Here is a 25,212-nt window from a genome sequence, read left to right on the forward strand (position 1 = left end):
GGAGGTCTGCGTCTGGAGATGGAGGGGCGTCAGGTCAGGAAGAAGACGCCCGCGTCGGTGCCGGCCGGGGCGAACTCCGCCAGGCGGGCGCGGAGGTTGTCCGTGCGCTGTGGCTGGAAGAGGTCGTGGAAGGCGCCCTGCTCGGAGCGGTCGGCGGCGCCTCGGGCGATCTCCGGGGCGCAGCCGTGGGCGAGCTGGCCGTAGGCCGGGGTGCCGTAGCGGAGGCTGGTGAAGCGTGGGCGGACCCGGTCGGTCTCGGCGGCGGCCAGTGCGGGGGCGTCCGCGCGGGCCGTCCGGCCGCTCTCGACGAGTTCCTGGACGGCCTCGCGGACCAGGTCCGGCTGGCAGCGGTAGCGGCGCGGGGTGCGCGAGCCGGGCGGCACGTAGCTGAAGCGGAGACAGCCGGCCGAGCGGCGGGCGACGTTCATCCGGCCGGTGAAGATGCAGTCCTCCGCGGTCTCGACCGCGTGCGTGTGCACCTCGCCGATCACGGTGGTGCGGTAGGCGTGCAGGACGGCGTGGGCGTGGCGGCAGTCGGGGGCGGAGAGCGCCTCGAGGTCGGAGGCGGTGGCGTCCAGGATGCTGTCCGCGATGTGGATCGGCAGCGGGTCGTCGTCAACCTCGTCGCCGACGACCAGGATGGTGCCGAGGATCGACCGCTCGATCTGGACGCAGGCCGTGGTGCGGTCGAGGACCAGGCTGGGTTCCTCGGGTGAGTGCGGTGCGCAGTGGTCGGTGAGCGACCAGCCCGGGACCAGGGTGCAGTGCCGGATGACCAGCTCGCCCAGCGGACCGGTGACGTTGACGCCGCGGCCGGTGATGAGGAGGCCGTCCAGGACCATACGGCCGCCCGGTCTGCCCGAAGTGCCGCCGGTGCCGCGGACGTTGAGGGCGTCGGGGCGGTTGCCGTACCAGTCGAGCAGGCGGATCACCGGGCGGCTGCCCTCGGCGGCGCGCAGTTCGAGGCGGTCCTCGGGGTCGAGGGCGAAGTCCAGCTGCTCCTGGTAGGCGCCGCTGTGGCTGATCTGGATGATCGCCTCGGACCCGGCCGTGCCCGCGGACTTGTCGGTGCGCCACTGCTCGTAGGCGTCGGTGATCCGCTCGAAGCGGCGGCCCGGGCCGACCCGGTAGACGGCGGCCTCGGGCGGGGTGACGCGGTCGCGCGGGTACTGGCCGCCCCCCATGTCGTCGGAGAACGCGTAGTGATAGCTGACCCAGACGCCGCGCGTGGGCGCCGAGCGGGCGCCGAAGGCGATCCGCCCGAGCTCGGGGTCGACGGCGACCTGGCCGTACCTGGGCCGGTAGTGCCAGCCGGAGAGGTCGGCCACCACGATGTCGGACAGCGGGACGGGGGTGAAGTCGTCGTCCCGCCAGATGGCGAAGCTCTTGCCCGGGCCGTAGAAGTCGCTGAGCCGGTCGGCGAGTTGACGGCGCGTGATGGAGCCCGGGACGTTGTCGATGGTGGCGATGTGTGTCGCCGAGGGCTCCGGCTCGGGGAGGGTGACGAGCGGGGTGTCGTTGCCGAGGATGGAGAAGGTGTAGTGGTTGCGGGCCCGGTCGAGGCAGTAGGCCGGGCCGCGGGAGATCGCGTACGGCTTGAGGCGCCAGACGAAGAGACCCACGCCGGCCGGGGTGACCCCGCCCTGACGTCGGGTGGAGGCGGCGCGGCGTACGTCGGCGGTGCGGGCCGAGGTGTCGAAGGGGCTGCCGAGCAGGTCGAGGGCGGCGCCGTCGCGGAGGTCGGCGAGGCGGCCACGGCGCAGGCGGCGCCGGTCGGCGGACGTCTCGTCGGCCCGGAAGAGGCGCACCGGCTGGGTGGTGGCCAGGAGCCGGGAGAACTCCACCGCGCGGGCCGGCCAGTCGGCGGTGGCCGCGCAGATCTCCTCCAGCACGGCCAGGGTGCCCTTGCGGCGGCGGTTCGCGACCGTGTCGGCCACGTCGCGGCGCGGGGCGAGGCGGGCGGCGAGGCCGGGGTCGGTGCTCAGCGTGTCCTGGTAGCCGGGGAGCACCTGGTAGCCGACGAGGTCGCCCAGGTAGGGCAGGACCCAGTCGGCGGCGGTCTCCACGAACCAGTCGTCGTACTGCTGCTCGACGGTGGTGCGGATCAGGTCGATCTGCTCGGAGATGACCGCGAGCAGCGCCCGCAGCGGCTCGCCGGACTCGGCGTCGCGGATGCGGTACCAGTCCGGGAGCAGGTCGAGCAGGCCGTCGGGGTCCCGGCTCATGCGGAGGCCTCCTTGAGGATCAGGGTGTCCGGCAGGTCCGGGGAGATCACGGCGAGCTGTGCCGGGCGGATCCCGCGGAAGACGACCACACTGCTGCCCGGCTTCAGGGGCTGGGTTCCGGTGAGGTCGGGGTTGAGGCGGAGCAGTTCGACGAGGGAGATGCCGTACCGGGCCGCGATGTCGGTCAGGGTCTCGTCCGCCGGGCCGGTCACCCGGTGGCGTTCGACCTGGTGGCGGGCGGGCTGCGCCGCCACCACGTCCTGGGGTACGGCGAGTCGGTCGCCGAGCCGCTCCAGTCCCTGCGGGGAGAGGTCGCCCGGGACCCCGGTGAAGGCGGTGACCTCGACGTGGTCGACGCCGGGCACGGAGTGGGCGGTGGCCAGCACCTCCGACAGGTGGGCGGGCTGGGCGAGTTCGCGCGCGTCGAAGCCGAAGCGGGCGAGGAGGGCGGCGCGCAGGCGGGGTTCCACCTGCTCCCAGTCGTGGTCCCGGCCGACCGTCACCTGTGCGGCGAGGAGCAGCAGGACCTTTTCGCGTACCGCGACCTCCACCGGCAGCCGGAGGTCCCCGTACTCGGCGAGCGAGGCGCGCAGAGAGGTCAGCAGACCGGAGTCGGGGGCGACCGGGATGTCGTCCACGCCGGCGACCGTGACGTGCACCAACTGGCGTCGTCCGTCGAAGAGTTGGGCTGCCCTGGCGCGGCCGATGCCGGCCCGGGCCCGGGTGAAGTCCTCGTAGTCGGGGACGGAGACCAGGCGGTCCAGGGCCGAGACGGCCAGCGGGACCTGGCGGCGCCGCGGGGTGAAGCCGGGGGTGAGGGCGCGCGTGTCGGTGGCGCGCGCCGCGCCCTCGGGGTCGGCTCCGCCGGTGGCCGGGAGCGGGTTGGTCACCCCGGTCACGCCGAGCGGGCGCGTGGCCAGCTGGGTGATCTTGCCTGCGGCGACGTTGGCGGACCTGCCGATGCCGGTCCGGTAGGTGGCCCGGACGTTCTCGTGGCCGCTGGGCAGGCGGCGCCCGTGGACGCCGTCGCCGAAGGTGACCCGGATCCGGCCGTCCTCGGTGGTGCTCGTGGTGTAGACACGGTCGTGCGGGCCGGCCGCGGCCAGGGTGTCCACCTCGTGCCAGATGACTCCGTCGACGCGGATGCGGAGGGTGCTCGCCGCGCCCTCCGGGGTGTCGGACGCCAGCCAGGTGAGCGGGGCCTGCCAGAGGACGAAGCTCTGGCCGGCCTGGCTCGCGTCGCCGCTGCCGATCGGCTCGTCGCGGGTGGCGCCCTGGGTGGCGCGGACCACGTTGCCGTGGATCGTCACCGTGGAGCGCCGGTAGCGGTAGGCGAGCGGGGCGGTGAGCATGAGGGTGGTGCGGACGGTGTCGCCGGGCAGGGCCGGGTCCACGGCCTGGACCGCCTGGGAGATCATGGCCAGCTCGCTGCCGTGTACGCCCGGGGTGCCGGGGATGTCGGTCCGTTCGCCGGAGACGACGATCCAGCGGCCGGGGGCCAGGCCGTGGTAGAGCTGGGCGAGGTCGATCAGGTCGCCGCCGACGTCGTCGGTGAGGGGCTCGTCGGCCAGCTGGAAGCTCTCGCCGCGGGCGTAGACGCTCGTGTCGCGGATGTGCGAGAGCAGGGTGTCCTTGTCGTCCAGCCACGGGTCCTCGAGGGTCAGCTCGGTGACCTTGCCGGTGATGCCGAAGTCGGCGCGGGAGAGCACGCGGACTCCGCTCACCCGGGTGATGACCCTGGAGAGCTTGGGGTCACCGGGGACGCCGCCGGTGACGCCCTTGCGGGGGCGGTCGACGGCGACCCAGCTGCCGGGGGCGATGCCCTCGTAGACCGCGTCGAGGGCGAGCACGTTGCGTGCGGTCAGGCCGAGCCGGGCGGTGAGGGTGATCTCGACGGAGGCCGGCCCGTCGTCCGCGGTTCGCTTCACCGTGATCTGGTACGCGCCCTGCGTGCCCGTCAGCTGGTCGCCGGGGGCGAGGCGGAGGTCGAGCGGCGCGGGCAGCGGCGGGTTGGGGCCGTTGCCGTCGCCCTCGTCGGTGGTGCCGGTCGCGGTGATGGTGACGTGGATGCGGCCGTCGTCGCCGGGGCGGGAGACGAAGAGGTCGCGCTCCGGGAGGTGGGCCTGCAGGCGTGCGGTGACACCCTGCTCCTGGCCGGACTCGAGGGCCCGGCGCAGCGCCGACTCGTTGCCGTTGGTGGTGAGTTCGATCCGGCCGGGGCCGAAGTCGTGCGTGCCGTCGTCGCCGGGGAGGGTGAAGTTGATGCTCACCGATCCGCCGGCCTCGACGTAGCTGAACTCCGCCCGGCGGGGCGTGGCGCCGTCCGTGTCGTAGTCGACGCGCATGCTGGTGAGCTTGGAGCCGGTGAGCGGCCAGTCGGTGTAGCGGACGACGCGGCCCGTGGCGTCGTAGACCGGCTTGAGCGGGGCGGTGGCACCGAAGGGCGTCCCGGTGACCCGCATGGCCTGGGCGTCGAGCAGGGCGAGGGGTGCGCCGAGGTCGACGTTGGCCCAGGCGGCGTAGAGGCCGTCACCCAGCCGCGGGTCGAGCGCGGTGAGCAGCCCGGCGCCGAGGTCGGAGCCGGGGGCGTAGCTGCGCTCCGGATCGCGGGACAGGGCGCGGGCGTCCGAGGGGAGGGCGGCCGGCGGGGTGCGCAGGGCGGAGAGCAGCGGGCCCAGCCCGGAGAGGGCCGGGTCGATCACATCGCCGGGGCAGTCCCCCGGCTCGCTGCCGGGAACCCCAGGACCTGACGCCACGCCTGGCATGGCCGCCGCCGCGGCGGTGTGTGCGCCCGTCCCGGCGGCGGGCTGCGGCGGTTGCAGGCCGAGGGCCTGCGCGCGCAGCCGGGTCAGTTCGGTGTCCAGGGCCTCGAACCAGTCGGACACGTCCCGGTAGTCCTGTCCGTAGGCCTTGGCCTCGCGCAGCCGGGCGAGGGTCCGGGTCAGCCGGTCGGCGAGCTTCGGCGGGGTGTCGAGGGTGTCCAGCTCGCTGCGGAGCGGGGCCAGCACCTGGTCGTCGAAGTCGCTGACGATACGGCTGTGTTCGGGCCAGGGGTTGGGGTTGTGCTCCCCGCCGGGGGTGATCCAGCGGGTGAGCTCGCTCTTGATCCCCTGGAGGGAGGGCAGCGAGGCCTGCGGCAGGCCGATGGCCGTGGTGCCGCTCTCCCGGTCGACGCTGACGCCGGGGACCGTGAGCAGTACGCGCTGGCGGCGGTCGGCGGCGCGGTCGGCGCTGAAGATGAAGAGCAGCTGGTCGCCCTGCTTGATGTTGTTGGTCGTACCGGCGGCGAACAGCCGGCTGCGCTTGGCGAGTTGGTCCACCGACAGCTGGTAGGGGCGGCGCTGGAGCACCCTGAGCTCGTTCCAGGCCCAGCGGGCGGTGAGGTCCTCGGCGGTCTCGAAGGACTGCGGCTCCTCGCCCTGGCCCGGGACGCTCTGCGAGCGCGTGCCGCGCGGGACGACGACCGCGGTCTCCTGGCCGCTGCGCGGATCGCGGTCGACGGTGTACGCCAGATAGGTCTCGGCGGCGACGCCCGGGCGGGGCTTGTGGCCGACCAGGCCGCCGAGCAGGGCGAGCGATCCCTCCTCGGTGGCGGTGCGCAGATAGCCCTCGTTGGCGATCCGCTCCGAGTAGAAGGTGAGCACGTCGCCGACCACGGCGGCGGCGTCGACCAGCGCGATCGCCGGGTCGTCCGGGGTGCGCACGGTGAGGCCCCGCAGGGCGGGGTAGGCCGGGCCGGAGAGCCGGTCCAGCATCGCGGAGACGAAGCGCCCGTACTCCCCCACCCGGTAGCGGACCGCGTCCAGGCCGGGCGGGTTGAACACCTCGACCGGCGTCGCCGGGTCGGCTCCGCCGCCGGTGCAACCGCAGTGGCACGGGGTGCCGGTCATCGGCCGCCTCCGATCTCGATGGTGAGCCGGCCGTTCTCGGGCCGGGCGGAGTCGTTGTCGCAAGCGGCGACCTCCAGCGCGCCGACCGGGAGGATCCCGGCCGCCAACTCGCCCTGGTCGCTGCGGAAGAGGCGCCGCAGACGGGTCACCTTGGCGCTGAGGACGCCGGGTACGGCCGCCACGGCGGCGACCAGGCGGCTGACCCGGACCGGCTCGCCGAAGGTCAGGGCGTCCGGGTGGAAGAAGCCGAGCCTGCCGTCGGGCAGACGGCGGTTGCCCAGCACCCTGCGTACCTCGGCCAGCACGTGGCCGAGCTGGTGGGCCTGGTCCACGCAGACGGACAGTGCGAGGTCGACCGGGACCTGCAGCGCGGGGCGCACCACCAGCTCGTGCCCGATGCGGCGGTAGGGCAGCAGGCTGTGCTCGACGGCCTGCAGCAGAGCCTCGCCGGGCTCGGGGAAGTCGACGGCTCCGGCGGGCCCTCCCGCCACGATGGCCGTCGGGCGCTGCACCGCCTCGACGGCGATGTGCATCTCCTGGCCGCTGCCGGTCCAGCGCAGTTCGGCCGCGGCCCGGCGCACGCCCGGAACCCGTGCGGCCAGGGTCGCGTAGTCGCCGGGGGTGACGGCGCGCCTGAGCTCGCGGTGCGGGGCGAGCGGGGCGAGTCGGCGGACCTCGTCGACCGCCTCGGGCTGGGTGCCGCCGACGGCGGGGAGCGGGTTGCGGACGGCCGTGACCGCCTCGAAGGCGGCCCGGCGGGAGCGCGCGCCGCGGCCGCTGTCGTCGCTGCGGCGGCAGACGACGAGGTGGTTGATCGCCTCGGCGCCGACGTTGCCCGACGCTCCGTTGCCGACGCGGTAGGCGACCTCCAGCGTGGCACCGGGCGGGGGCGGCGCGCCGTGCCTGCCGTCGCCGAAGCGGAGGGCCAGGCGTCCGTCGTCCTCGACCTCGCCGACCATGTGGTGGCCGCGCCGGCCGTCGGCGAGCAGGTCGCGGCGGGGAGTCCACACTCCGTCACCGGCCTGGGCGCGGACGGCGGGCAGCGCGGAGCGCGGGTCCTGGCGCAGGCCGTCGGCGGCCGGTCCGGCGAGGACCGGGTCGCCCGGCTCCAGCTCGGCGGCGTAGCGCTCACCCCAGCTCTGGGCGATCTCCCAGGCCACGTAGCGGTTGAGCACCGTGCCCGCGTGGGCGCGGGCGATGAGCACCTCCAGGCGGCGGAGCTTGCCGGCGAGGAGGCGGGTCCGGCGGTCGTAGAGCTCGCGCAGGGCCCGGCCGGGGTGCTCGTCGATGCGCAGGCGCTGGATCGTACGGGCGCCGAACACCACGGTCAGCTCGTCGATCTCGCCCTCGGTGGGCGGCTCGCCCTCCTCGGCGCGGCGCCACAGCTCCTCGATCCGCTCGCGCAGGCCGGTGGGTATGGCTGCCAGACGGGCGGCCTGGCCTGCGGCGATACGAGCGGGGTCGGGGTAGGGGGTGGCCTGGGTGACGGGGGTGTGGCGCAGGACCGGGCGGAAGCGGGGGGCGATCGACGGGTAGGTGGACTGGGCGAGCAGCGTCTCCAGGGCCGTGGCCTGGGCGTCCGCGGTGGAGGGCTGGACGCGTTCCTCGACCGTGGTGCCGGGGGCGAGGACGACGGATATGCCGGCGCGGGCGACGGCGTCCGCCCCCAGGAGCGGTTCCAGTTCGCGCACCTGGTCCGGTGTCATCGGCCGTCCCCGGCGGGTCTGGTCGAGCAGGGCGTGGACCGCCTCGCCCGCGGGGCTGCCCTGGGTGCGCTCGTCGGAGCAGCCGAAGGCAGTGGGGCCGCAGGGCCTGAGTTCGGCGGGCGCGGGCGGGACGGCGAAGCGCTCGGGGGCGCCGTTGCAGAAGGTGAGCGAACGGCCGTGGTCGACCAGGACGACGTTGCCGCGGGCGACGCTGACGTCCGTGATGAGTGCGCAGTCCAGTCCGCCGCGGGCGGACAGAGACAACGGGAAGGTCAGGGCGTCCCCGGGATCCCAGGTCACGTCGAGGATCGGCTGCTCGTAGAGCTCGTCCTCACCGGGCGTGACCGAGGTGAGGCGGACGACCTGGCGGTGCGTGGGGTCGGCGCCGGCGGGCGTACCGGTGCGCGGGCCGAGGACCTCCTCCAGGACGAGCAGATCGCCGGGCCTGAGCTTCAGCCCGCGCTTCGGGGTGTCCATGAGCGTCGCCGAGGTGGCGCCCTTGGGCAGCACGCACTCCTCCTCGCCCCAGGTCCAGAAGCGGATCTCGTTGTGCTCGGGGCGGAGACCGAGGTCGGCACCCGGGTTCAGCGGCTCGAAGACCTCCAGGCCGACGGGAAGGTCGGCGAGGGCGTCCAGGTCCTCGTCGGCGATGACGGTGCCGAAGTCGGGCCGCTCCTGCGGGCCGAGACGGGACAGGTCGATGGCCGCGAAGCGGAACTCACCCTTGGACAGCGTCAGTTGGCGGTCGGTGCGAAGCGCCACGAAGGTACGGGCATTGCAGCCGTCGTGCATCGCGTAGTCGGTCAGGCGGACATGACGGCGGACCGAGACGCGGCGGCGGGCAGTGGCGAGGTACGCCTCGGTGGCCACCGCGTCCTGGTGATAGGAGAGCTGGTCGCCGGTGTAGGCCAGCAGTTCGACGAGGGCCGTGCCGACGTCCGGGGCGTGGCGCTCGACCCAGCCGGGGGCGGTCAGGCTCATCCGGTCCAGGATCAGGCGGCGCAGGCTGTCGTAGTCGCGCGCGGTGTAGTCGATGACCGGGCGGCGGGCGTACCGCGGGGCACAGTCCTCCTCGTCCTCCTCGCAGTCGTACGGGCTGGGCCCGCCCTGGGTGAAGGTGAACCCGGCGGCGGCGTACCGGACGTCGAAGCCCCGGCGCGGCCGCGTCCCCGGCCGGCCGAAGGCGTCGGTCTCGACGACGCGGAGGCGGTAGGGCGCGGTGTCCCCCACCTTGTCCAGGGTCACGAACATCCGGTCATCGAGCTCGGGGTCGTCCTCGCGGACGATCTCGACCGCCAGGGCGTGGATGTCCCGGATGCGGCGGCCGCCCTCGATGCGGATGTGGTGGTGTGTCAGGTGGCTCGGTGCCTTGCCGAGGAAGGTGACGACGAGCGTACGGCCGTCGTCGCCCGGCTCCACCTCGTCCACGCCGTGCAGGCGCGCGGCGCGGACGGCGCCCCGGCGCTGGTCGGTTCGGCAGTCTGGGCTGCTCACGCGGCTCCCCCGCTCCCCTCGAACACATCGGTACGGCGCGTTCCGGTACGCCGGACCGTATAGGCCAGGTGCACCCGCACCACGTTCTCCTCGCTGACCACGTCGAGCGCGTCCACCTCGATCACGTCGCCGAGCCAGCGCTGCAGGGCGGCCTGGACGGAGAGTTGGAGCGCCGAGGCCAGCTCGGGGCTGTTGGGCGCGAAGACCAGGTCGAGCAGCCCGCAGCCGAAGTCGGGGCGCATGACCCGCTCCCCCGGGCTGGTGAAGAGCAGCTGCTCGATCATGTCACGGACGTGCCCGTCGTAGTCGGTGTCCGCGGTGCGGCCGCGGTTGTCGACGTGGAAGGGGAAGGCGATGTCCGTACGGGGCGGGTACGGCTGCGGAGCGGGCAGCTGGATGACGCGCTCGGCGTGGGCTCCGGCCGAGGCGGCTGCCGCGGTTCGGCGGTTGCGCGGGCTCATCGTCCCACCACCCGTTGCTGCACGATGGTGACGTTCGGCGGGCCCTGCGGCGCGCCGACGGCCGTGCCGCACAGCGCCGTCGAGTCCTGGAGCAGGGCGGGCGAGCCGTTGATGCGGATGCGCGCGGAGCTCCCCGTCCAGCGGATCGTCGTGCAGGGATGGGGATTTCCGCCGGCGGCGAAGGTGCAGCCGGTCACCGTGTAGACGTCGGCCTCGGTGGCGGCCGGGCTGCCGTCGACGAGTACCCGCGACTGGGCGGGCAGGACGTTCGCCTGACCGCCGTGCGGGCACATCACCGTGGCACCGATGGTGACAAGATTTCCGGACACGTGAACTTGGCCTTCCCCCGTCGGAGTTCAGGTGACGCTGAGCGCGTCGTTGTTGATGGTCACGGTCGGCCCCACGAGCGAGATCACCGCGCCCTGGCCGTTGCTGATGTGCACCCCCGTGTCGTCGATGACGATCGACGCGCCGGAGGGGTGTTTGAGGGTGATGCCCTTGCCGCCGGGTTCGTCGGAGAGGACGATCTGGCGCCGGCCGGGCGTCTGGAGCACCACGTTCGGGTTGTTGGCGGCGGTGACCGCGTCCTCGGGCACCTCGTGCGCCGCTCCGTACCAGCACCCCGTCCAGATCGGGTAGCTGGGGTCGCCCTGCTCGAACTCCACCCACACACCGGAGCCCACCGGCGGCAGATGGAACTGCCCCATTCCGGGGCCGGCCAGCGGGAAGCACGGCATGGCCCAGGTCGAGGGCACGTCACCGAGCACGTCCGGGACCTGGACCTGCAGTCGGCCCACGACCATGGGGTCGGCATTGCTCACCACGGTGCCCCGGTACTTGCCGAGGTAGCGGGTGGGTTCAGCAGCCATTCTCTGTCTCCTAGGGGACGACCGTCGGCTCGAGCGCGATCAGCCCCTCGCGTGCAAGGGTGAAGTTCTGCGTGTACGAGCCCCGTTGCAGGTTGTGGGTCACGGACTTGACGTAGTACCGGCCGTCGTAGGTGATGCCGGCACCGCGGACGCCGACCAGCTCACGGGCGCGCAACAGGTATCCGTACCGGACGACATCCAGCTGACCGGAACCGGTGACGGCGTCGGCGGACTCCGCCGCCTTGGCGAGTGCCTCGGCGATGCCCTGCCCGCTGTCCTTCTTGGCGGTGTCCGCGATCACCGTCTTCTTCAGCGCGGGCGCCGGGCGCTGCGCCAACTGCGGCCGCAGGATACTCACTTCGGGCACCGGCAGGATGGACGAGACGCGGGTGGCCGGCAACTGAATACGCGCCTCCGGCTGCTCCCGCGCCGTCCCGTCGAAGGCGAAGGTCAGCTGGTCGACGTTGGACAGCCCGTCCATGTTGACGTTCAGCGCGTGCTGCGGTTCACCGAGGCGGACCTCGGGCCCCCAGTAGGCTCGGCTCTGCCCGGGGACCGGGCCGGGGTCGAGGTAGAAGGCGTAACCGTTCGCCTGCGCCAGCTGGTTGACGTAGGCGAGGTCCGTCCCCTTCTGGAAGTCCACACGCTGCGTCGGCATCGGCGTCTGCGGGATCAGCTCAGGGACGACCAGCGGGCTGATCCCGTACTGGGCGTACTGGGCGATGATCGCGTGCACGCGGGCGGCCGGGGACATCGCCGGGTACGGGACGGCGGCGCGCTCCTCCAGGTCCATCAGGACGGTGAGGTCCTCCCCGGTGACGGTGAGCGTCGACTGGCCGGGCTGGTTGGATATCCCGACCTCCTGACGGATGATCACACCGTCCATCAGCACGGTGGGGGTGCCCTGGACCGTGACCGTGAGGATGACGCGCGTCTTGGGATCGAAGGAGCCGCCCGGCAGCAGACTGTTGCTGATCAGACCGTCCTTCGCCAGGTCGAACGCCAGCTGGAAGCCGCTGCGCTGCCCCGAAGCCATCGTCACCTGCACGGACAGGAGCGAGTCCGCGACCTCCTGCGCGACGGGCACGGCCAGTTGCGGGCCCATCATCAGCGTCAGGTGGATCGGCCCGGTCGTGATCGGACCGTTCTCAGCCATTCGCCCCTCCGGGCACGCCCGAGGGGAGCGTGATACGGATCCGACGACCCGGCTCGCTGGTCAACTCCCGGGGATCCAGCACCGGGTTGGCGTCCGCGATCCGCCACCACTGCTCGGCGTTGCCCAGGTAGCGGGCGCCGAGGAGGTCGGGGCGGTCGCCGGTGCTGACGGTGTGGGTGGTCAGGTCCGCCATGCCCTCCGGGTCGGGAAGGAGGCGGCGACGCAGATACGTGATGTCATGACCGTCCGCTTCCGTGAACCGGGCGGTGCCCAGCCCGTAGTAGCGGCTCGACCGCGGATAGGCGGTGGTCGCCTGCGTGAGCGCGATCGCGTCCAGCGGGTTCTCCAGCGACGACATGGTGATCAGATCCCTCCCAGTCCGCTTCCGCTCAGCCCCAGCGTGCTGAGCCGCCGGGGCGCGGCGGGACCCGCCAGCCGCTCCTTCTGCGCCAGGTACGCGAGGTAGAGCTCGTACCCCCGGTTGGTCACCGGCAGGTCACTGACCGTCAGGACTCGCAGAGTGATGGCCACTTGCGCCCTGATCGGGTTGAGCTCGACGTCGAACGCCTCCTCGGTGATCGAGAACTCCGTGAGCCTGACGGGTACGACCCGCTTGTTGCCCCACGTGAAGAGCGTCAGCGGGGCTTCGACCGGGGTGATCTCCAACGTGCCGCGGGCGGCAAGCGCCTCGAGCTGGCGCAGGCTGGCGCTCGACGGGCTGACCAGCATCTCCAGCACGGCGAGCTGCGGATGAATCCCGTTCGGCGCCGCCACGTCCAACTGATCGGTCGCGTCGATCTCCGCGGTCAGCTTCCATGTCTCGACGGCCGGCCCCTTGAGCCGCAACGCCTCCGTCCGGTCCCCCGACTGGTTGTCGGCCCCGGCCGCCTGCGGCGCGATGCTCCGCTCCAGGCTGTCCGGGTTGAACTGGAGAACGATGATCTCCTTGGGGGTTCCGCGCTGGGGGTCGATGATGACGAGGCCGGAGCGGATGGGTTTGGGTATGTCTGCGTAACCAGTCATCGTCCGCTTCTCCACATGACTTGCTTCCCCTGCCTCGGATCGCACCCCATCAGCTACTCCGTTCCATGAAGACGGATCCCCTCAAGCAGGATCCTGGCGTTCTCCCGCACCCTCGGCTCGGGATCACTCCGCTGGATCTCTCGCACGATCTCCACCAAGGCTGGGCGCGGCCAGTAACCGGTTGCGATCACCACGGACTGACGAATCCCCGGATCCGGGTCGGCAGCCACATGTCGCAGTTGCTCGGCCACGGCTTCCTCACGCTGTCGCTGCTCCTCTGGATTCTCTGCGGCGGTAAGCACCGTCGCATAAACAGCGACAAGCCGCGCGTCCCGGTCGACCGCCCCGGTGAGCGCATCGACAACCTCGTCGAACGACCAGCAGGCAAGCGACTCCCTGATTCGCTGTTCATAGGCTTGGGCAGCTGCACCGCGAAGGGTCATGTAGGCCAGACCGATAGGACGATCCTCCACATAGTGGACCTCCGTCGACTCGTCGTCGGACCGCCAGATGTCCACGTAAACGTCCGCCTCTTCGTCGCCCATCTCGAAGAGGTTCAAATCCATTTCCCAAACAGCGAGTTCAACGTCGTCCCGACTGACCTCCGGCTTGAGCACGCATCGCCTGTCGAATCCCGTCATCAACACGCCACCTCTCCCTAGTGCAGCCCGTAGGACCTTAGCAGAAAGTCGGATATCAGCTTGCGCCCGGCTTGTTCTGCACCAGCTTCGGTAGCGCCCACGATGCCCTCGTTCTCGGTGACGGCGAGCACCCACTGTTCCGCCATTTGTTCCTCACGGCGCCTCAATTCGGCTCGCTCCTCCGGAGTTCCGCCGTACGCCTGCGTCCCTGGACTCTGGCCTGCGTCTTCCGCTTCGTTGCCCCGAGTGGCTCGCATCGCCTTGAGCATGGACATCGGAAATCTGCCGCGTTGGCCGGTCACTTCCGTGCCCTCGTACTCGGCGAAGGCCTGATGCAGCGTCATACCACCGCGCCCCGGACCGCGTTGCACGAGGTCCATTGTCATCGCCGCGTAGCCCAGGTTCGCCGGGTTGCGTGTGGACTCGCGGATGTATATCAGGAAGTGGGCATTGCGGAACAGCGCCTGTTGCCCCTCAGTGAGGGATCCGGGGAATCGACCGGTCTTGTGGTAGGCCCGCAGGATGCTCGCGATCCGCGCGTCGCTGAGCTGCGTGGCGCGCAGGGCCTCCGCAATTTTCGGATAGCTATCCACCCCTCGGGTGAACGCATTCAGTTGGCCGGGCGTATTCCATTCCTTGGCAATGGACCGTTCGCTGCCCACCCGATAGAACTCGTCCTTCCACAGCGGCGGCCGATACGGCGATATCGTTCGCTCGTCACCCTTCGGCGTTGAGATGTTCAATTCGTTTCCACGCTCGCGCAGGTACTGCACGGCGGCAGGAACGTCGCTCGGCCCCGTCAGCTCCAGCGGTTGCGCTCCGCTGCCCGCCTTGGACACCCGCATCCGCTGGGCTCCGGCTCGTACGTCGGCACGGCTCAGAAGTTCACCGGCGATTTCCTGAACCAGCTTCCGCAAATCTGCGCCGGTCAGCCGGAATCCCCCGCCAGCGAGCGCCTCGGGGTTGAGTACCGCCGTGATCGAGAAGTTCCGACCCGCGTTGGCGAACAGATTCGTCAGGCGATACCACAGGCGCATGCCCTGCAGAACCCCACGCAGCACGAACCCGGGGAGCCCACGACCGAGCAGTCGCTCGAGAATCGGCCTGATGCGCGCCACGACTTGGGCCAGCCGCTCAGCCTTCGCCTGCGGCGAGTTCTCCTTCTTGTGGCGCTCCTCGTGCTTGCGCCGGCGATCTTCCTTGCGCTTGTTCCACCAGTCGCGCAACTGGTCGCGCTTGCGCTTGTAAGCGTCGTAGACCTTGTGCGCACCGTTGCGGATGGCGCGGCCCAGCTTGCTGTTCTTGAGTTTGCGGCCCAGGGCGCGGGCCGCGTTGCGGGCCTTGGCCAGGGCACCCTTGACAGCGCTCTTGGCGCGATTGAGGACGCGGCCTGCGCGGGAGACCGGGCGCTTGGGGCGGGCGGGTTCCTTCGGCTTTTCGGGCTCGCGAGCCTTCTTGGGCTGCTCCGGCTCGTGCGGCTTGGTGGACCTGGCGTCGTGCTCCGGCTCGTGAGGCTTCGTGGACGTGGGCTCCTCGTGCTCGGCGGGTCGCCTGGTGTCGGTCGGCCGCTCGTCGGGGTGGTGCGTCTGAGGACGCTCCTCCTCGGGATGACGGGGCGTCGCATGGGGCTCGCCCGGACGCTCGTGGGGATGCTCGCCGAGGGTGGACTCGGCGGGGCGGCGGCGGGACGGGAAGCGTTCGCGGACGGACGAGAGGGCGTTGCGCAGGCCCGTGCGGGCGCGGTTGACGGCGGTGCCGACGGCCTTCCTGGCGCCCTTGCCGGCCTTCGCGAGCGCCTTCATGATCTTCTGGGCGAGGGCCTTGAGCTTGGAACCGACCGCCTTTCCGGCGCCCTTGAGCTTGGAGAGGAGGTACTGAGAGACGAACTCGAGGAGGGCGACGACACCGGCAGCGACCGCCTCGGCGAAGAGGCAGGCGGCCGGGCCCGCCTTCACCGCCTTCAGGAAGGCGAAGAACTTGCCGAAGGCGGCGATGATCTTGCTGATGGTGCCCCAGGCGGCCATGAGGCCCTGGATGATCGTCAGGATGGCCCCGGCGGCGGGCACGATCATCGAGATGACCTTCTCGATGATGATCTGCGCGAGCATCATCGGGAGGGCGGAGATGATCGCCTTCCAGGCCATCTGGCCGATCTTCTTGAGGGAGATGCAGCCCTTGATGAGGATGTTGAGGAGCGTGGAGGTCAGCCCGACGATGGATTCGACCTTCTGGTCGAACCAGGCCTTCACCGCCGTCTTGATCGCGCCCCAGAGGTGGTGCTGGATGCCGTCCATCGCGGCGGCGCCCATCTTGTGCAGCCAGCCGCCCGGGTCCGGGGCGATGTCCGCGATCAGCGCCGCGAGTTGGCCGAGCGCGGCGATGGCCGCCTTGACGAAGTTGATCGCGGCCTCGACCGCCGCCCGCACCTGGTTGATGATGGCCTTGAGGGTGGCCTCGGCCAGTTTCAGCAGCGCGTTGAGCGCGGCGCCCAACGCGTCGAGGAGCGCGTTGACCGCTGCCTTGAGGGCGTCGGCCAGGGCGTTGACCGCCGCGATGGCGGCGTCGCGCAGGGCCTCGATGGCCTTGCGGAACTTGTCACGCAACGCCGGGAACGCGGCGAGCAGGACGTCGCAGATCTTGATCAGCGCGTCGGCGACGGCCTTGATCAGTGCCACGGCAAGCTTGCGGCAGGTGTCGATGACCGAGTCCGCGAACTTCTTGAAGCCGTCGATGATGTCGTTGACCAGCTTGCGGAAGAAGTCGAAGATCTTCGTCACCGCGGACAGCAGGGCGTTGAAGGCATCCTTGATCTTGGACGTGATCCAGCCGAACCAGCCCGAGGACTCGTGCTTCTTCTTCTCCTTCTCGTCCTGGGCCTTCTTCTGCGCCTGCTCACGGTTGTCCTGGATCTTCTTGTTGTCGCTGGTCTGCCGGTCCTTGACCTGCTTGTTGCTGTCGTCGCGCTTGGAGAGGATCTTCTGGTTGTTCTCCGTGTGCGACTGATCCGCCTGCTTGTCGGAGTCGGCGATCTGCTTGTCCTGCTCGGAGCGCCACTGGTCCCGCGCCTGCTTGGCCTGGACGCCCACCTCACCGCGCTTGTCGGTCTGCCTCCTGGCGTTGTCCGCGGTCTCCTTGTCGATGTCCGACTGGTTCTTCCTGCGCGCCTCGACCTGCTGCTGCCGGTTCTTGGCCTGGGCGCTGCCCACCTGGCCCTGGCCCTGACCGATCGCCTGCTTGATCTGCGGGCCGCGCTGCTGCTGGACGACGGTCGCCTCGCCGGGCTTCAGCTGCGCACCGGCCCTGCCCTGGCCACCGCCGCCCTGGCCGCCGGCTCCCCCGGGGACGTTGCCCTTCAGGGTCTCCTGGGGAACGTCCGGGTAGATCTGGTCCTCTCCCAGCGGCTTGGCCGCGTCCTGGCGGCCGGTGTCCTGGATCGCGGACGTCTTGTCGTTGTACTTGCCGGCCTGCTGGTCCGTCAGCTTCGGGTCGGCGTCGCCGGTCAGCTGCACCTGGGGGGCCGGGCCGACGGTGACGTTCAGCCCGGGGTCGGTGGACGGGACGTCGTTGACCGCGTCCTGCATGTTCTGGACGTCGTGCGCGTCGGCGTGGCCCGCGTCGGTGTCCGGGACGTTGGGGGTCTGGACCTCCTGGGCCGGGTTCTGGCCCTGTACCTGCCCGCCGTCGGCCTTCTGCTGCTGGCCCTGCCCCGGCGGGGCCACCCGGTCCAGCTGACCCGACACCTGGGGGGCCGGGGCCTCTTCCGTCGGCCTGCCCTGCAGGGTCTGCGGCGCGCCGGAGGGGCGCTGCGCGGTCGGCGGGGCGGCCTGGAGCTGGGCCTGCTGCCGGCCGATCGAGTGGTCGACCGCGCCGTCGGCGCCGTTGAGGACGGTGACCGTCTGGTCCGGCGGCACGCTCGCGGCCGTACCCAGAGCGGCCTGCGGGTCCTGGTCGGAGACGTTGGGCGGGGCCGGGCTCTTCTGCTCCTGGGCACCGCCGCCCCCGCCTCCGCAACCGCCACCGCTGCCTTCCGGCTTGTCGGCCTCGGTGCTGGGCTGCGGGGAGCCCGCGCAGGCGCCGCCCCCCGGTTCGAGCGAGGCGCCGGGAGCGGGCTGGGCGCCGAGGGCGCCCGGGGTGTCGGCCTGCTGGTCGGCGGGACCGAGGGCGGGGGACTTCGCGGCGGCGCGGGCAGGAGCGGCGGCGCCGGGCGCGGCACCCGGTCCCGCGGCCGTGCCCGTCGGCTCGGGCGCGCCGACCGGGCCGGCGGCGGCAGCCGCGGGGGCAGGTGCGCGGCCCGGGGTCGGCCCCGCCTCGTGGATCGACCCCTGTGGGGTGCCCGCCGGTCGGGGCGAGTACGGCGCCGCGGCGGGCCGCGCGGAGGCGCGGGCGGAGGCCGGCGCCGCGGGGGCCGGGGCGTGCTCGGCCTCCTGGCGCTCGTTGTGCTCGGCGGCGCTCTCCTGCTGGGCGGGGGCGGGGGCCGTGCCTTCTTCGGTCCGCGGACCGCGTGCCGACGTACTGTCAGCCGGTTCGCCGGACTCGGCCTCCGGCTTCGCGGCCGGGGAGGCGTCGTCGGCGGGTTGGGTGTGCTCGGGGTCCGGACCGACCTCCTGCTCGGCCGGCTTCTCGGTCTGGAGGTCGCGCTCGGTGCGGTCCCCGGCCTCGTTCTCGGCGACGGGGCCCGGCTGCGGGGCCGACTGCGGAGTACGGCGACCCGGAGCGGGCGGGGCCGTCGCGGCGGGAGGCTCGGCGGGCTCGTCGTCCTCGCGCTCGCTCTCGCGCGCCGCCTGGACCTGCTCCGCCTTGGTCGGGGGCGGCGCCGGGAAGCCGGGGACCTCGGCGGGGGCCGGGGCGGAACCGTCGTCGGGCAGGTGGATCCGGTCGGCTGTCGGGACGGCCGAGACGTCGAGGTCGGCGGAGGGGACGAAGTCCTCCGGCTTGAGCGCGGTCTCCGCCTCGCCGGTGCCGGCGGACATCTCTGCGCCGTGCGGCCCGTCGACCTCGCTGTCGGCGCCCGGCTCCAGGCCCTCGGGCTGCTCCTGCTCGGGATGCTCGCCGTGCTCCTCGTCGTCCTCGAGGACGCCGTGGCGGACCAGCGAGCCGCCACGGTCCTCGGCGGTCTTGTCGACCTCCTCCGGGCGCACGGGACCGGGCTGCGGGGTGGGCAGGTGGTCCGGGTTGTGCGGCTTGCTGCCGGCGGCGGGCTGCTGGGTCGCGGACTTCCGCTCGTGCTCCGGCGAGCCCTCGGCCTTCGCGGCGGCGGGCTTGTCCTTGGGGTCCTTGCTCTGGTCGGTCTTCTGCTGCTGGGCCTGCTGGTCCTTCCTGTCCTGCTGGTCCTGCTGGTCCTTGCGATTCCTGTCCTGGGCGTCCTTGCCGTCGGTCTGCTGCTGGGCGGCGGTTGCGCCCTGGGCCTGGTCCTGCCCCGGCTGGGCCGCCTGCGCCTGGACCCCGGTGGCGGCCTCGGGCTGGGCGGATGCGGACTGGCCGGCGGTGGTGCCATCGGGCACCGGAGACTCGGAGGACGCAAAGGTGCCGCCCCCGGTGCCGCTCGAGGACGAAGTCCCGCTCCGCTGCCGGGAGTCCTGCTTTGCGGGCCCACGCTGCCCGGAGGGCTTGCGCTTCTTCAGCTCGTCCTGGTGGTCGCGTTGCTGCCGGTGCTCTTCCTCGTGCCGCTGCTCGTGCTCGGGTCGCTGCCGGACCCGGCCCTCCTCCGGCTCCCGGGAGGAACCGTCCGGGCGCCGGCGCTCGCGTCGGCGGCCCTCGGCCGCGTCGTCGCGGTGCTCCTGCTCGGTCTCGCGGTGGTCCCGTTCGCGCACCTCGTCCTGGTCGTGCTCGGCCTCGGTCCGGTCGACCGTGTCCGTGACCGGGACCGGGGCGAGCGGGGTGTCCAGCCCCTCTGGCAGGTGCGAGGTCTGCTCGGCGAGGGCGAGGACGCGCTGGTAGTCGGAGGACGGCAGGCGGAGTTCGAGCTTGGCGAGCACCGCCTGCTCCAACTCGGGTGCGAACCGGACCAGTTGCCTGCGCACACGGCCGGAGGAGTCGGTGGGGTCGCCGCGCAGGGAGCGGAGGATGCCGGCGGTGAGCCGGTCCACCAGAGTCGCGGGGTCGAGGCGTTCGCTGCGCAGCCGGTCGGCGTCGACGCGGGCGTAACGGAGCCAGCCCGGGGTGGCGGAGGCATCGCGGGTCACCTCGGGCGTTTTCGCGTCCGCGCCGCGCGCGCCCTGTTCGGCCTGCTGCTCGACGGCGTCGGTCGGCAGGCTGACGCCGCCGAAGTCGCGGCCTGCGCGCAGCCGCCCGGGCTGGTCCGGGGCCTGGACGGTGTGCAGCAGCTCGTGGGAGAGCAGGCGGCGGCCGTCGTCGGTGCCGGGGCGGAAGGCGCCCTTGCGGAAGAAGATCTCCTGGCCGACGGTGACCGCGTCGGCGCCGACCAGGTCGGCCAGCGCGGCGGAGTCCTCGTCGGTGTGCACGCGCACGCGGCTGAAGTCGTGGCCGAGCCGTGCCTCCAGCTCCCGGCGGACGCCGGGGTCCAGGGGGTGTCCGGCTCCGCTGATGATCTCCTTGGGCTCGGGCGTACGGGCGGAGCGCTGCGGCTTGCGGGCCTTCTGCTTGGTGCCGCCGCTGCTGCTCTGCCGGCTCTGCGCGGGCGCGTGGGTGCTGCTCAACGGCGCCCCCTGCGGTCGTTCGCGGCACCGGCACCGGACAGGCCGGCGTGGACCGCGCGGGCGAGGGCCTCGCCCAGGCGGCGCGGGTTGCCGGTGGCGGGCAGCTCGGGCAGGCCGGAGAGGAGGTCGAGTGCGCGGTCGCCGTCGGCGAGCAGGGCGGCCGGGACACCGCGCTCGCGGACCAGCCGGTCCAGCTCGCCGTGGAACGCCTCGCGGACGCGGTCGGCATCGCGCGCCGTCAAGTCCACGCCGTCGAAGGCGAGTTCGCCGATGTCGATGCGGATCGCCGTCGGCGCGGCGGGGGTGGGCACCTGCCGCCTGCCGGCGGTCGGGTGGTGCCCCTCGCGCGTGATGTGCACGTTGTTCAGATCCACCCGTCCACCTCCGAAGGCGTCAGGGAGCGTTCGAGCTTGAGGTACTCGGTGCGCGCCGCCGCGAGCATGTGCTGCATGCGCACCGGACTGCCCTCCTCGGCGGCGAGGAAGGCGCCGGCCAGTGCGATGTTGCGGATGGAGCCGCCCGCGACGGTGAGCTGGGCGAGCCGCTCGGGGTCCAGGCCCTCCGTGGGTGTCCGGTCCGGGATGACACGGCGCCAGATCTCGGCGCGCTCCGGCACGGACGGGAAGGGGAAGTCGACGACGAAGCGGATCCGCCGCATGAAGGCGTTGTCGAGGGCCTTCTTCATGTTGGTGGTGAGGACGGCCAGCCCGCGGTAGGCCTCCATGCGCATCAGGAGGTAGCTGACCTCGAGGTTGGCGTACCGGTCGTGGCTGTCCTTGACCTCGCTGCGCTTGCCGAAGAGCGAGTCGGCCTCGTCGAAGAGCAGCAGGGCGCCGCCGCGCTCGGCCGCGTCGAAGACCCGGCGGAGGTTCTTCTCCGTCTCGCCGATGTACTTGCTGACCACCTGCGAGAGGTCGATGACGAAGAGGTCCACGCCCAGCTCGCCCGCCATCACCTCGGCGGCCAGCGTCTTTCCGGTGCCGGATCCGCCCGCGAAGAGCGCGGTGACGCCGAGTCCGCGGCGCAGCACGCTCTCGAAGCCCCACTCCTGGTGGACGGTGCCCCGGCGCCGTACGTGGGCGACGATCTCGCGGAGGATCGCGCGCTGGCGTTCGGCGACGACCAGATCGTTCCAGCCGGCGCGCGGCTCCACCCGGCGGCCGAGCTCGTCGAGGGCCATGCGGGCCTCCACCAGGCCGGCACGCCACGCCAGTCGGGTCGAGTCGCTGCCGCCTTCGCCGTCGTCCGATGAACGCCGTACCGACGTCGCCGCCGAGCGGATGACGTGTGCGGGCAGCGAGAACTGGGCGACCAGCCCGCGCAGTCCGCTCTCCGTGATGTTCGGGAGATCACCCAACGCACCGGCCCAGACGTCGAGTTGCTCTTCGGCGCTGAGCGCCGGAACGGTCACTCGCTCGGCGCGGGCGCGAGCGGTCGCCGGACGCGGGTCGTCGGCGGAGAGCACCAGCGGTACGGCGAGACCGGCGGTCAGGGCGTCGACGGCGGCCGAGGCGTCCCGGGCGGACAGCCCGGACGGCGCCTCGCCCAGCGAGACCGACGTACCGTCGTGCGACTCCACCAGCAGGGCCGCGGGCAGCAGCACCGCCTCCCGCTGCCACAGCCGGGCGAGTTGGTCGCGCTCGCCGGGATCGGTCGGGAGGTCCTCGGCGGAGACGACGTACAGGGTGAGCCCGGACTCCCGGGCCGCGGCGGCGGCGATCTCCCAGCGGGTCTGCCGGTCGCCCCCGACCAGCTCGACGTGCGGCAGGGTGTCCAGCTCGGCCGCGGCCCAACTCGCGGACACCTCACCTGCGGTGCGCAAGTGCGCCGGCGGCAGGGCCTGCGTCGGCGTGGCGATCCGGGTCAGCAGCCCGTGCAGGCGGACGTCCAGATAGTCGACACCGACGAGGAAGTGCAGGATCCGCTCGTCGATCCGGATGCGGGAGGCGGTGAGGGCGACGGTCCCGTCGCGGTCGTCGAGTTCGAGCAACCGCCAGCGGCGCAGCGGGCCGACCGGGGCGAGCGCGCTCCAGTGGGCGTCGTCCAGGGCGGCCAGGGCGAGTGAGAAGGTCGGGTACGGCCGCGCCGGGTCGCCACCGGCCGCGGCGCAGCGGCTCGCGGTGGTGGAGTCCAGCTCCGCTGCGGCGGCCAGGACGAGGATGTCGCGCTCGAAGGGGCTCAGGCCGAAGCAGGAGCAGAGGGTGTCCAGGGCGCTGCCGGGCTCCGGTTCCGGGCAGGCGGGCAGCTCGGTCCGGGCGGTGCCGCCGCCCTCGCGCCCGGACGCGTGCGCGTCCAGGCGGGCCAGCACCGCCTCCACCGCTACGGACAGCGCCTTGTGGTGCAGATCGCCGTCGCCCGGCACCTTCGCCGTCTCCCCTCCCATGTCCGTGACTCCGCTCCCGCTCAGCCCATGTCCGGCACGGCGTGCACGGTGCGGGTCTTGACGGGCTTGGGCTCGACCGGTGTCGCACGGCCGTCGATCATCACGGCGATGCCCTGGTAGATGAGGGAGAGGGCGTAGGGGGTGTTGTTCTGGTAGAGCATCCCCCAGAGCTTGGACGTGTCGTCGATGTCCAGCGCGGTGGGTGTGAAGCGCACCCGCTGCGGGGAGTCGGCCAGGTCGGTGCCCTGGAGGTAGGGCTGCTCGGCGGCGGCCTCGATCATCGCCCTGGACAGCACCGGGCTCTCGTGCAGGGTGCGCACCACGCAGCCCAGCAGGCGCTGCGGGACCAGCTCGGCCTCGTCGCCGTAGAAGCTGATCAGGTAGTGCAGGTCGAGGGCGGCCGAGGGCCGGGTGAGCACGGTGCCGTCGGTCGCTCGGGTGGGCGCGTCCGTGTTGCGCAGCGAGGCGTTGGGCGTCACCTGGTACAGGAAGACGGTGATCGTCGGCTCGGCCGGCGGGTCTGTGGGCGGCTTGCGCGCGGCGACGTCGACGGCGAACGGGATGTCGGGCGCCAGCGACTGCGCGATCTGCTGGCGCAGCGCCTCGGTGACCGTGGCCACGGCGAGCGTGTTGCTCATCGCTGGGCCTCCCCGCGGGACAGGTACTTCTCCAGGCTCAGCACGGGCGACGGACGACCGGACCGCTGCGGACGCTCGGACGGGCGCGCGGCCGCGGCAGCGCGTGCGGCGGCGCGGACCTCCAGCCGGCCGATGCTGATGTGCACGGTCCGCTCGGGCGTGCGCCGCCCGGCGTCGTCGCGGGCGGACCGGCGTCCGGCGAGGGGGGCGGCCGGGCGGGCCGCGGGGCGCGCGGTCTGCGCGGGAACGGCGGCGACGGGGCGTGGGGCGGTGTCCTGCCGGGCCCCGGAGGACTCGGAGGGGACTGTCCTCTCCGAACTCCGCCGCCCGAAGTCCGCCGCTCGCCGCGACGGATCACCGCGCCCGTCCTCCGCGGCGGGCCGCCGGGCGGGCCGGGCGGACGGTTCGGGGGTGGGCTGCGGTACGGCGGCGGGAGTCAGTACGGAGCGCTGCTGGGCGGTCTGCTCGCGAAGCGCCAAGGGCAGCTGCTGGACCGCAGGCTGGACGGGCGTCAGGTCGCGACGCGGCGCGTCCTCAACCAGCTGGCGGAGCAAGGTCGTTGACTCCGTCCGCCGCGCGGTCTCCGTCGGCTCCCGCTCCTCGAAGTCCGGTCCGAGTGGGTCGACACGCGTCCCGAAGGCGTCCATCCGCTCGAACGGACCCGGCAGGCGCGGGCGCACTCGCACCACACCGGTGTCCGCCGCGCCGTCCGCGCCGCCGGAGGGCGCGGCCGCGGGAGCCGTCCGCCCCACCAGGCGGTCGAAGTGGTCAGGCATCCGCACACAGCTCCAGGTAGTAGCGGCGCCGCAGCGGGCTGAGCGCCAGGATCTCGGACTCGCTCCAGCCGTAGTGGCCGGCGAGCAGATGGACGTCCTGCAGGGTGCCCCGCGCCCAGGCGTCCAGTTCGGCCCACAGGTACGAGGCGATGTCCAGTTCGGCGGTGGCCGCGTGACCGCAGGCCGGGCAGGCCAGGTTGAGCCGGACGTCGGCCCCCGGGTCGGCCTCGGCCGCGGCCTGGGCGACGCGCTGCCGCACGTGCTCGGGCAGCGAGTCGGCCGCCACCTCGGTTCCGGAACGTTCGGCGTGCAGCACGCAGCGGGCGACCAGATCGGCACCGGCGGCATCCGCGGAAGGCGATGCCTCGACGACGGCCAGGTCCCCGGCCGTCGGCAGCCGGAACCGCACCGTCCAGTCGTCGACCTCGACGGCAAGCGGTCCGTCCGCGATCTCGGCGGCACCGGCGCCGATGACGTCCTGCACCCCGAGCGCGAACTCCATCTCCTCGCCGCACTGACGACACGTCACCCGCAACTCGAGCCGTTCTCCGAAGAGTTCGCGCCGGAGCGCGAACAGATCGGCGTCGCGGTGCCCAACCGGGACCGACAGCAGTTCCTCGCTGTCCGCCGCCGGCCGGGCGGCGGAGTGCAGCAGCAGGGCGCGCTTGGCGTACCCCGCGGCCAGCCCCGCCTCCCAGATGGCCAGCAGGGCGGCCGCACCGAGGGATGCGCCCGCCGGTCGTTCCGAACTCACAGTCGACTACGCCGGGTTGGTGTACGAGGGTTCCTGCGGCTCCGGGACCGACCAGTCCCGGTCCCAGCCCTCGCACTCCAGCTTGAGACTCTGGATGGCGACCGCGTTGGCGTTGGCGTCCATCTCGCCGAGCACCTGGTACTCGCTCGGCCAGGCCCGGAACACCTTGTGCGCGACGGCGACCTGGCCGGCCTCGTTGAGCACCTGGATGATCAGGTCCTTGCGGAAGTCGGCGAGCGAGACCTCGGAGCCCGGACCGGCGCCGACCTGCCAGACCTTGTTGGCCCAGCGGTCGAACTCCGGGTCGTGGGTGACCCCGCGCTCCAGGGTGATCGCCTCGAACTCGGTGCGGCCCGGGGACTTCCGCGGCGAGCTGGGGTCGCCGCCGTTGCGGTGCTTGACCACCTCGGTGGTCCGCTTCATCGGGCTGATCTTGCTGATGCCGGCGACCACCCGGCCGTCCCATACCACCAGGAACTTGAAGTTCTTGTAGGGGTCGAATCGCTGCGGGTTGACGGTGAACTCGGCCATGAATGCTGC

Annotated in this window: 17 protein-coding genes; all 17 read right to left on the minus strand. The window is 72.5% G+C overall.

Going from position 1 to position 25,212, the window contains the following annotated elements:
• Window positions 1-29: 29 nt before the first annotated feature.
• Genes ACWDEN_RS35615 through ACWDEN_RS35695 form a run of 17 tightly spaced genes read right to left on the minus strand, consistent with a single transcriptional unit; the run spans window position 30 to window position 25,203 of the window.
• Window positions 30-2,225: a hypothetical protein gene (locus ACWDEN_RS35615; protein ID WP_450862048.1), complete on the minus strand. Its 2,196-nt coding sequence runs from the start codon at window positions 2,223-2,225 to the stop codon at window positions 30-32.
• Window positions 2,222-6,115, minus strand: a complete 3,894-nt coding sequence (locus ACWDEN_RS35620) for a putative baseplate assembly protein (protein ID WP_450862050.1) — start codon at window positions 6,113-6,115, stop codon at window positions 2,222-2,224. Before ACWDEN_RS35620 ends, ACWDEN_RS35615 begins: the two co-directional genes overlap by 4 nt.
• A complete protein-coding gene (locus ACWDEN_RS35625; RefSeq protein WP_450862052.1) occupies window positions 6,112-9,315 on the minus strand; it encodes a putative baseplate assembly protein in 3,204 nt (1,067 codons plus the stop codon). Before ACWDEN_RS35625 ends, ACWDEN_RS35620 begins: the two co-directional genes overlap by 4 nt.
• A complete protein-coding gene (locus ACWDEN_RS35630; protein WP_450862054.1) occupies window positions 9,312-9,776 on the minus strand; it encodes a GPW/gp25 family protein in 465 nt (154 codons plus the stop codon). The genes ACWDEN_RS35625 and ACWDEN_RS35630 overlap by 4 nt, the downstream gene beginning before the upstream one ends.
• Window positions 9,773-10,105 carry a PAAR-like protein gene (locus ACWDEN_RS35635; protein WP_450862056.1) on the minus strand — a complete coding sequence of 111 codons (333 nt, stop codon included), beginning with the start codon at window positions 10,103-10,105 and terminating at the stop codon, window positions 9,773-9,775. The genes ACWDEN_RS35630 and ACWDEN_RS35635 overlap by 4 nt, the downstream gene beginning before the upstream one ends.
• A 27-nt stretch (window positions 10,106-10,132) precedes the next feature.
• Window positions 10,133-10,645: a phage baseplate assembly protein V gene (locus ACWDEN_RS35640; RefSeq protein WP_351603109.1), complete on the minus strand. Its 513-nt coding sequence runs from the start codon at window positions 10,643-10,645 to the stop codon at window positions 10,133-10,135.
• A 10-nt stretch (window positions 10,646-10,655) separates the two neighbouring features.
• A complete protein-coding gene (locus tag ACWDEN_RS35645; protein ID WP_351603108.1) occupies window positions 10,656-11,801 on the minus strand; it encodes a hypothetical protein in 1,146 nt (381 codons plus the stop codon).
• Window positions 11,794-12,159 carry a hypothetical protein gene (locus ACWDEN_RS35650; RefSeq protein WP_351603106.1) on the minus strand — a complete coding sequence of 122 codons (366 nt, stop codon included), beginning with the start codon at window positions 12,157-12,159 and terminating at the stop codon, window positions 11,794-11,796. Before ACWDEN_RS35650 ends, ACWDEN_RS35645 begins: the two co-directional genes overlap by 8 nt.
• A 5-nt stretch (window positions 12,160-12,164) precedes the next feature.
• Window positions 12,165-12,824, minus strand: a complete 660-nt coding sequence (locus ACWDEN_RS35655; protein WP_351603105.1) for a CIS tube protein — start codon at window positions 12,822-12,824, stop codon at window positions 12,165-12,167.
• Window positions 12,825-12,877: 53 nt separating this feature from the next.
• On the minus strand, window positions 12,878-13,465 hold the full coding sequence (locus ACWDEN_RS35660; protein ID WP_351603104.1) for a HEAT repeat domain-containing protein: 588 nt from the start codon (window positions 13,463-13,465) through the stop codon (window positions 12,878-12,880).
• 17 nt (window positions 13,466-13,482) lie between these two features.
• Complete coding sequence (locus tag ACWDEN_RS35665; RefSeq protein ID WP_450862059.1) at window positions 13,483-20,121, minus strand: eCIS core domain-containing protein; 6,639 nt, start codon at window positions 20,119-20,121, stop codon at window positions 13,483-13,485.
• Window positions 20,118-20,495 carry a hypothetical protein gene (locus tag ACWDEN_RS35670; protein WP_450862061.1) on the minus strand — a complete coding sequence of 126 codons (378 nt, stop codon included), beginning with the start codon at window positions 20,493-20,495 and terminating at the stop codon, window positions 20,118-20,120. Before ACWDEN_RS35670 ends, ACWDEN_RS35665 begins: the two co-directional genes overlap by 4 nt.
• Complete coding sequence (locus ACWDEN_RS35675; protein ID WP_351623319.1) at window positions 20,486-22,504, minus strand: ATP-binding protein; 2,019 nt, start codon at window positions 22,502-22,504, stop codon at window positions 20,486-20,488. Before ACWDEN_RS35675 ends, ACWDEN_RS35670 begins: the two co-directional genes overlap by 10 nt.
• Before the next feature lie 20 nt (window positions 22,505-22,524).
• On the minus strand, window positions 22,525-23,142 hold the full coding sequence (locus ACWDEN_RS35680; RefSeq protein WP_450862063.1) for a DUF4255 domain-containing protein: 618 nt from the start codon (window positions 23,140-23,142) through the stop codon (window positions 22,525-22,527).
• On the minus strand, window positions 23,139-23,918 hold the full coding sequence (locus ACWDEN_RS35685) for a hypothetical protein (RefSeq protein WP_450862065.1): 780 nt from the start codon (window positions 23,916-23,918) through the stop codon (window positions 23,139-23,141). Before ACWDEN_RS35685 ends, ACWDEN_RS35680 begins: the two co-directional genes overlap by 4 nt.
• Window positions 23,911-24,672 (minus strand): T4 family baseplate hub assembly chaperone, encoded by a 762-nt coding sequence (locus tag ACWDEN_RS35690; protein WP_351617278.1) that lies wholly within the window; start codon window positions 24,670-24,672, stop codon window positions 23,911-23,913. Before ACWDEN_RS35690 ends, ACWDEN_RS35685 begins: the two co-directional genes overlap by 8 nt.
• Before the next feature lie 6 nt (window positions 24,673-24,678).
• Complete coding sequence (locus ACWDEN_RS35695; RefSeq protein WP_351617280.1) at window positions 24,679-25,203, minus strand: phage tail protein; 525 nt, start codon at window positions 25,201-25,203, stop codon at window positions 24,679-24,681.
• Window positions 25,204-25,212 lie beyond the last annotated feature (9 nt).

It is taken from the genome of Streptomyces sp. NPDC001153 (assembly GCF_053598315.1).

Bases quoted from the DNA above. Each gene is read 5' to 3' on its own strand.
- ACWDEN_RS35615 (WP_450862048.1), bottom strand. From the start codon at position 2,225: ATGAGCCGGGACCCCGACGGCCTGCTCGACCTGCTCCCGGACTGGTAC.
- ACWDEN_RS35620 (WP_450862050.1), bottom strand. From the start codon at position 6,115: ATGACCGGCACCCCGTGCCACTGCGGTTGCACCGGCGGCGGAGCCGAC.
- ACWDEN_RS35630 (WP_450862054.1), bottom strand. From the start codon at position 9,776: ATGAGCCCGCGCAACCGCCGAACCGCGGCAGCCGCCTCGGCCGGAGCC.
- ACWDEN_RS35640 (WP_351603109.1), bottom strand. From the start codon at position 10,645: ATGGCTGCTGAACCCACCCGCTACCTCGGCAAGTACCGGGGCACCGTG.
- ACWDEN_RS35645 (WP_351603108.1), bottom strand. From the start codon at position 11,801: ATGGCTGAGAACGGTCCGATCACGACCGGGCCGATCCACCTGACGCTG.
- ACWDEN_RS35650 (WP_351603106.1), bottom strand. From the start codon at position 12,159: ATGTCGTCGCTGGAGAACCCGCTGGACGCGATCGCGCTCACGCAGGCG.
- ACWDEN_RS35655 (WP_351603105.1), bottom strand. From the start codon at position 12,824: ATGACTGGTTACGCAGACATACCCAAACCCATCCGCTCCGGCCTCGTC.
- ACWDEN_RS35660 (WP_351603104.1), bottom strand. From the start codon at position 13,465: ATGACGGGATTCGACAGGCGATGCGTGCTCAAGCCGGAGGTCAGTCGG.
- ACWDEN_RS35675 (WP_351623319.1), bottom strand. From the start codon at position 22,504: ATGGGAGGGGAGACGGCGAAGGTGCCGGGCGACGGCGATCTGCACCAC.
- ACWDEN_RS35680 (WP_450862063.1), bottom strand. From the start codon at position 23,142: ATGAGCAACACGCTCGCCGTGGCCACGGTCACCGAGGCGCTGCGCCAG.
- ACWDEN_RS35685 (WP_450862065.1), bottom strand. From the start codon at position 23,918: ATGCCTGACCACTTCGACCGCCTGGTGGGGCGGACGGCTCCCGCGGCC.
- ACWDEN_RS35695 (WP_351617280.1), bottom strand. From the start codon at position 25,203: ATGGCCGAGTTCACCGTCAACCCGCAGCGATTCGACCCCTACAAGAAC.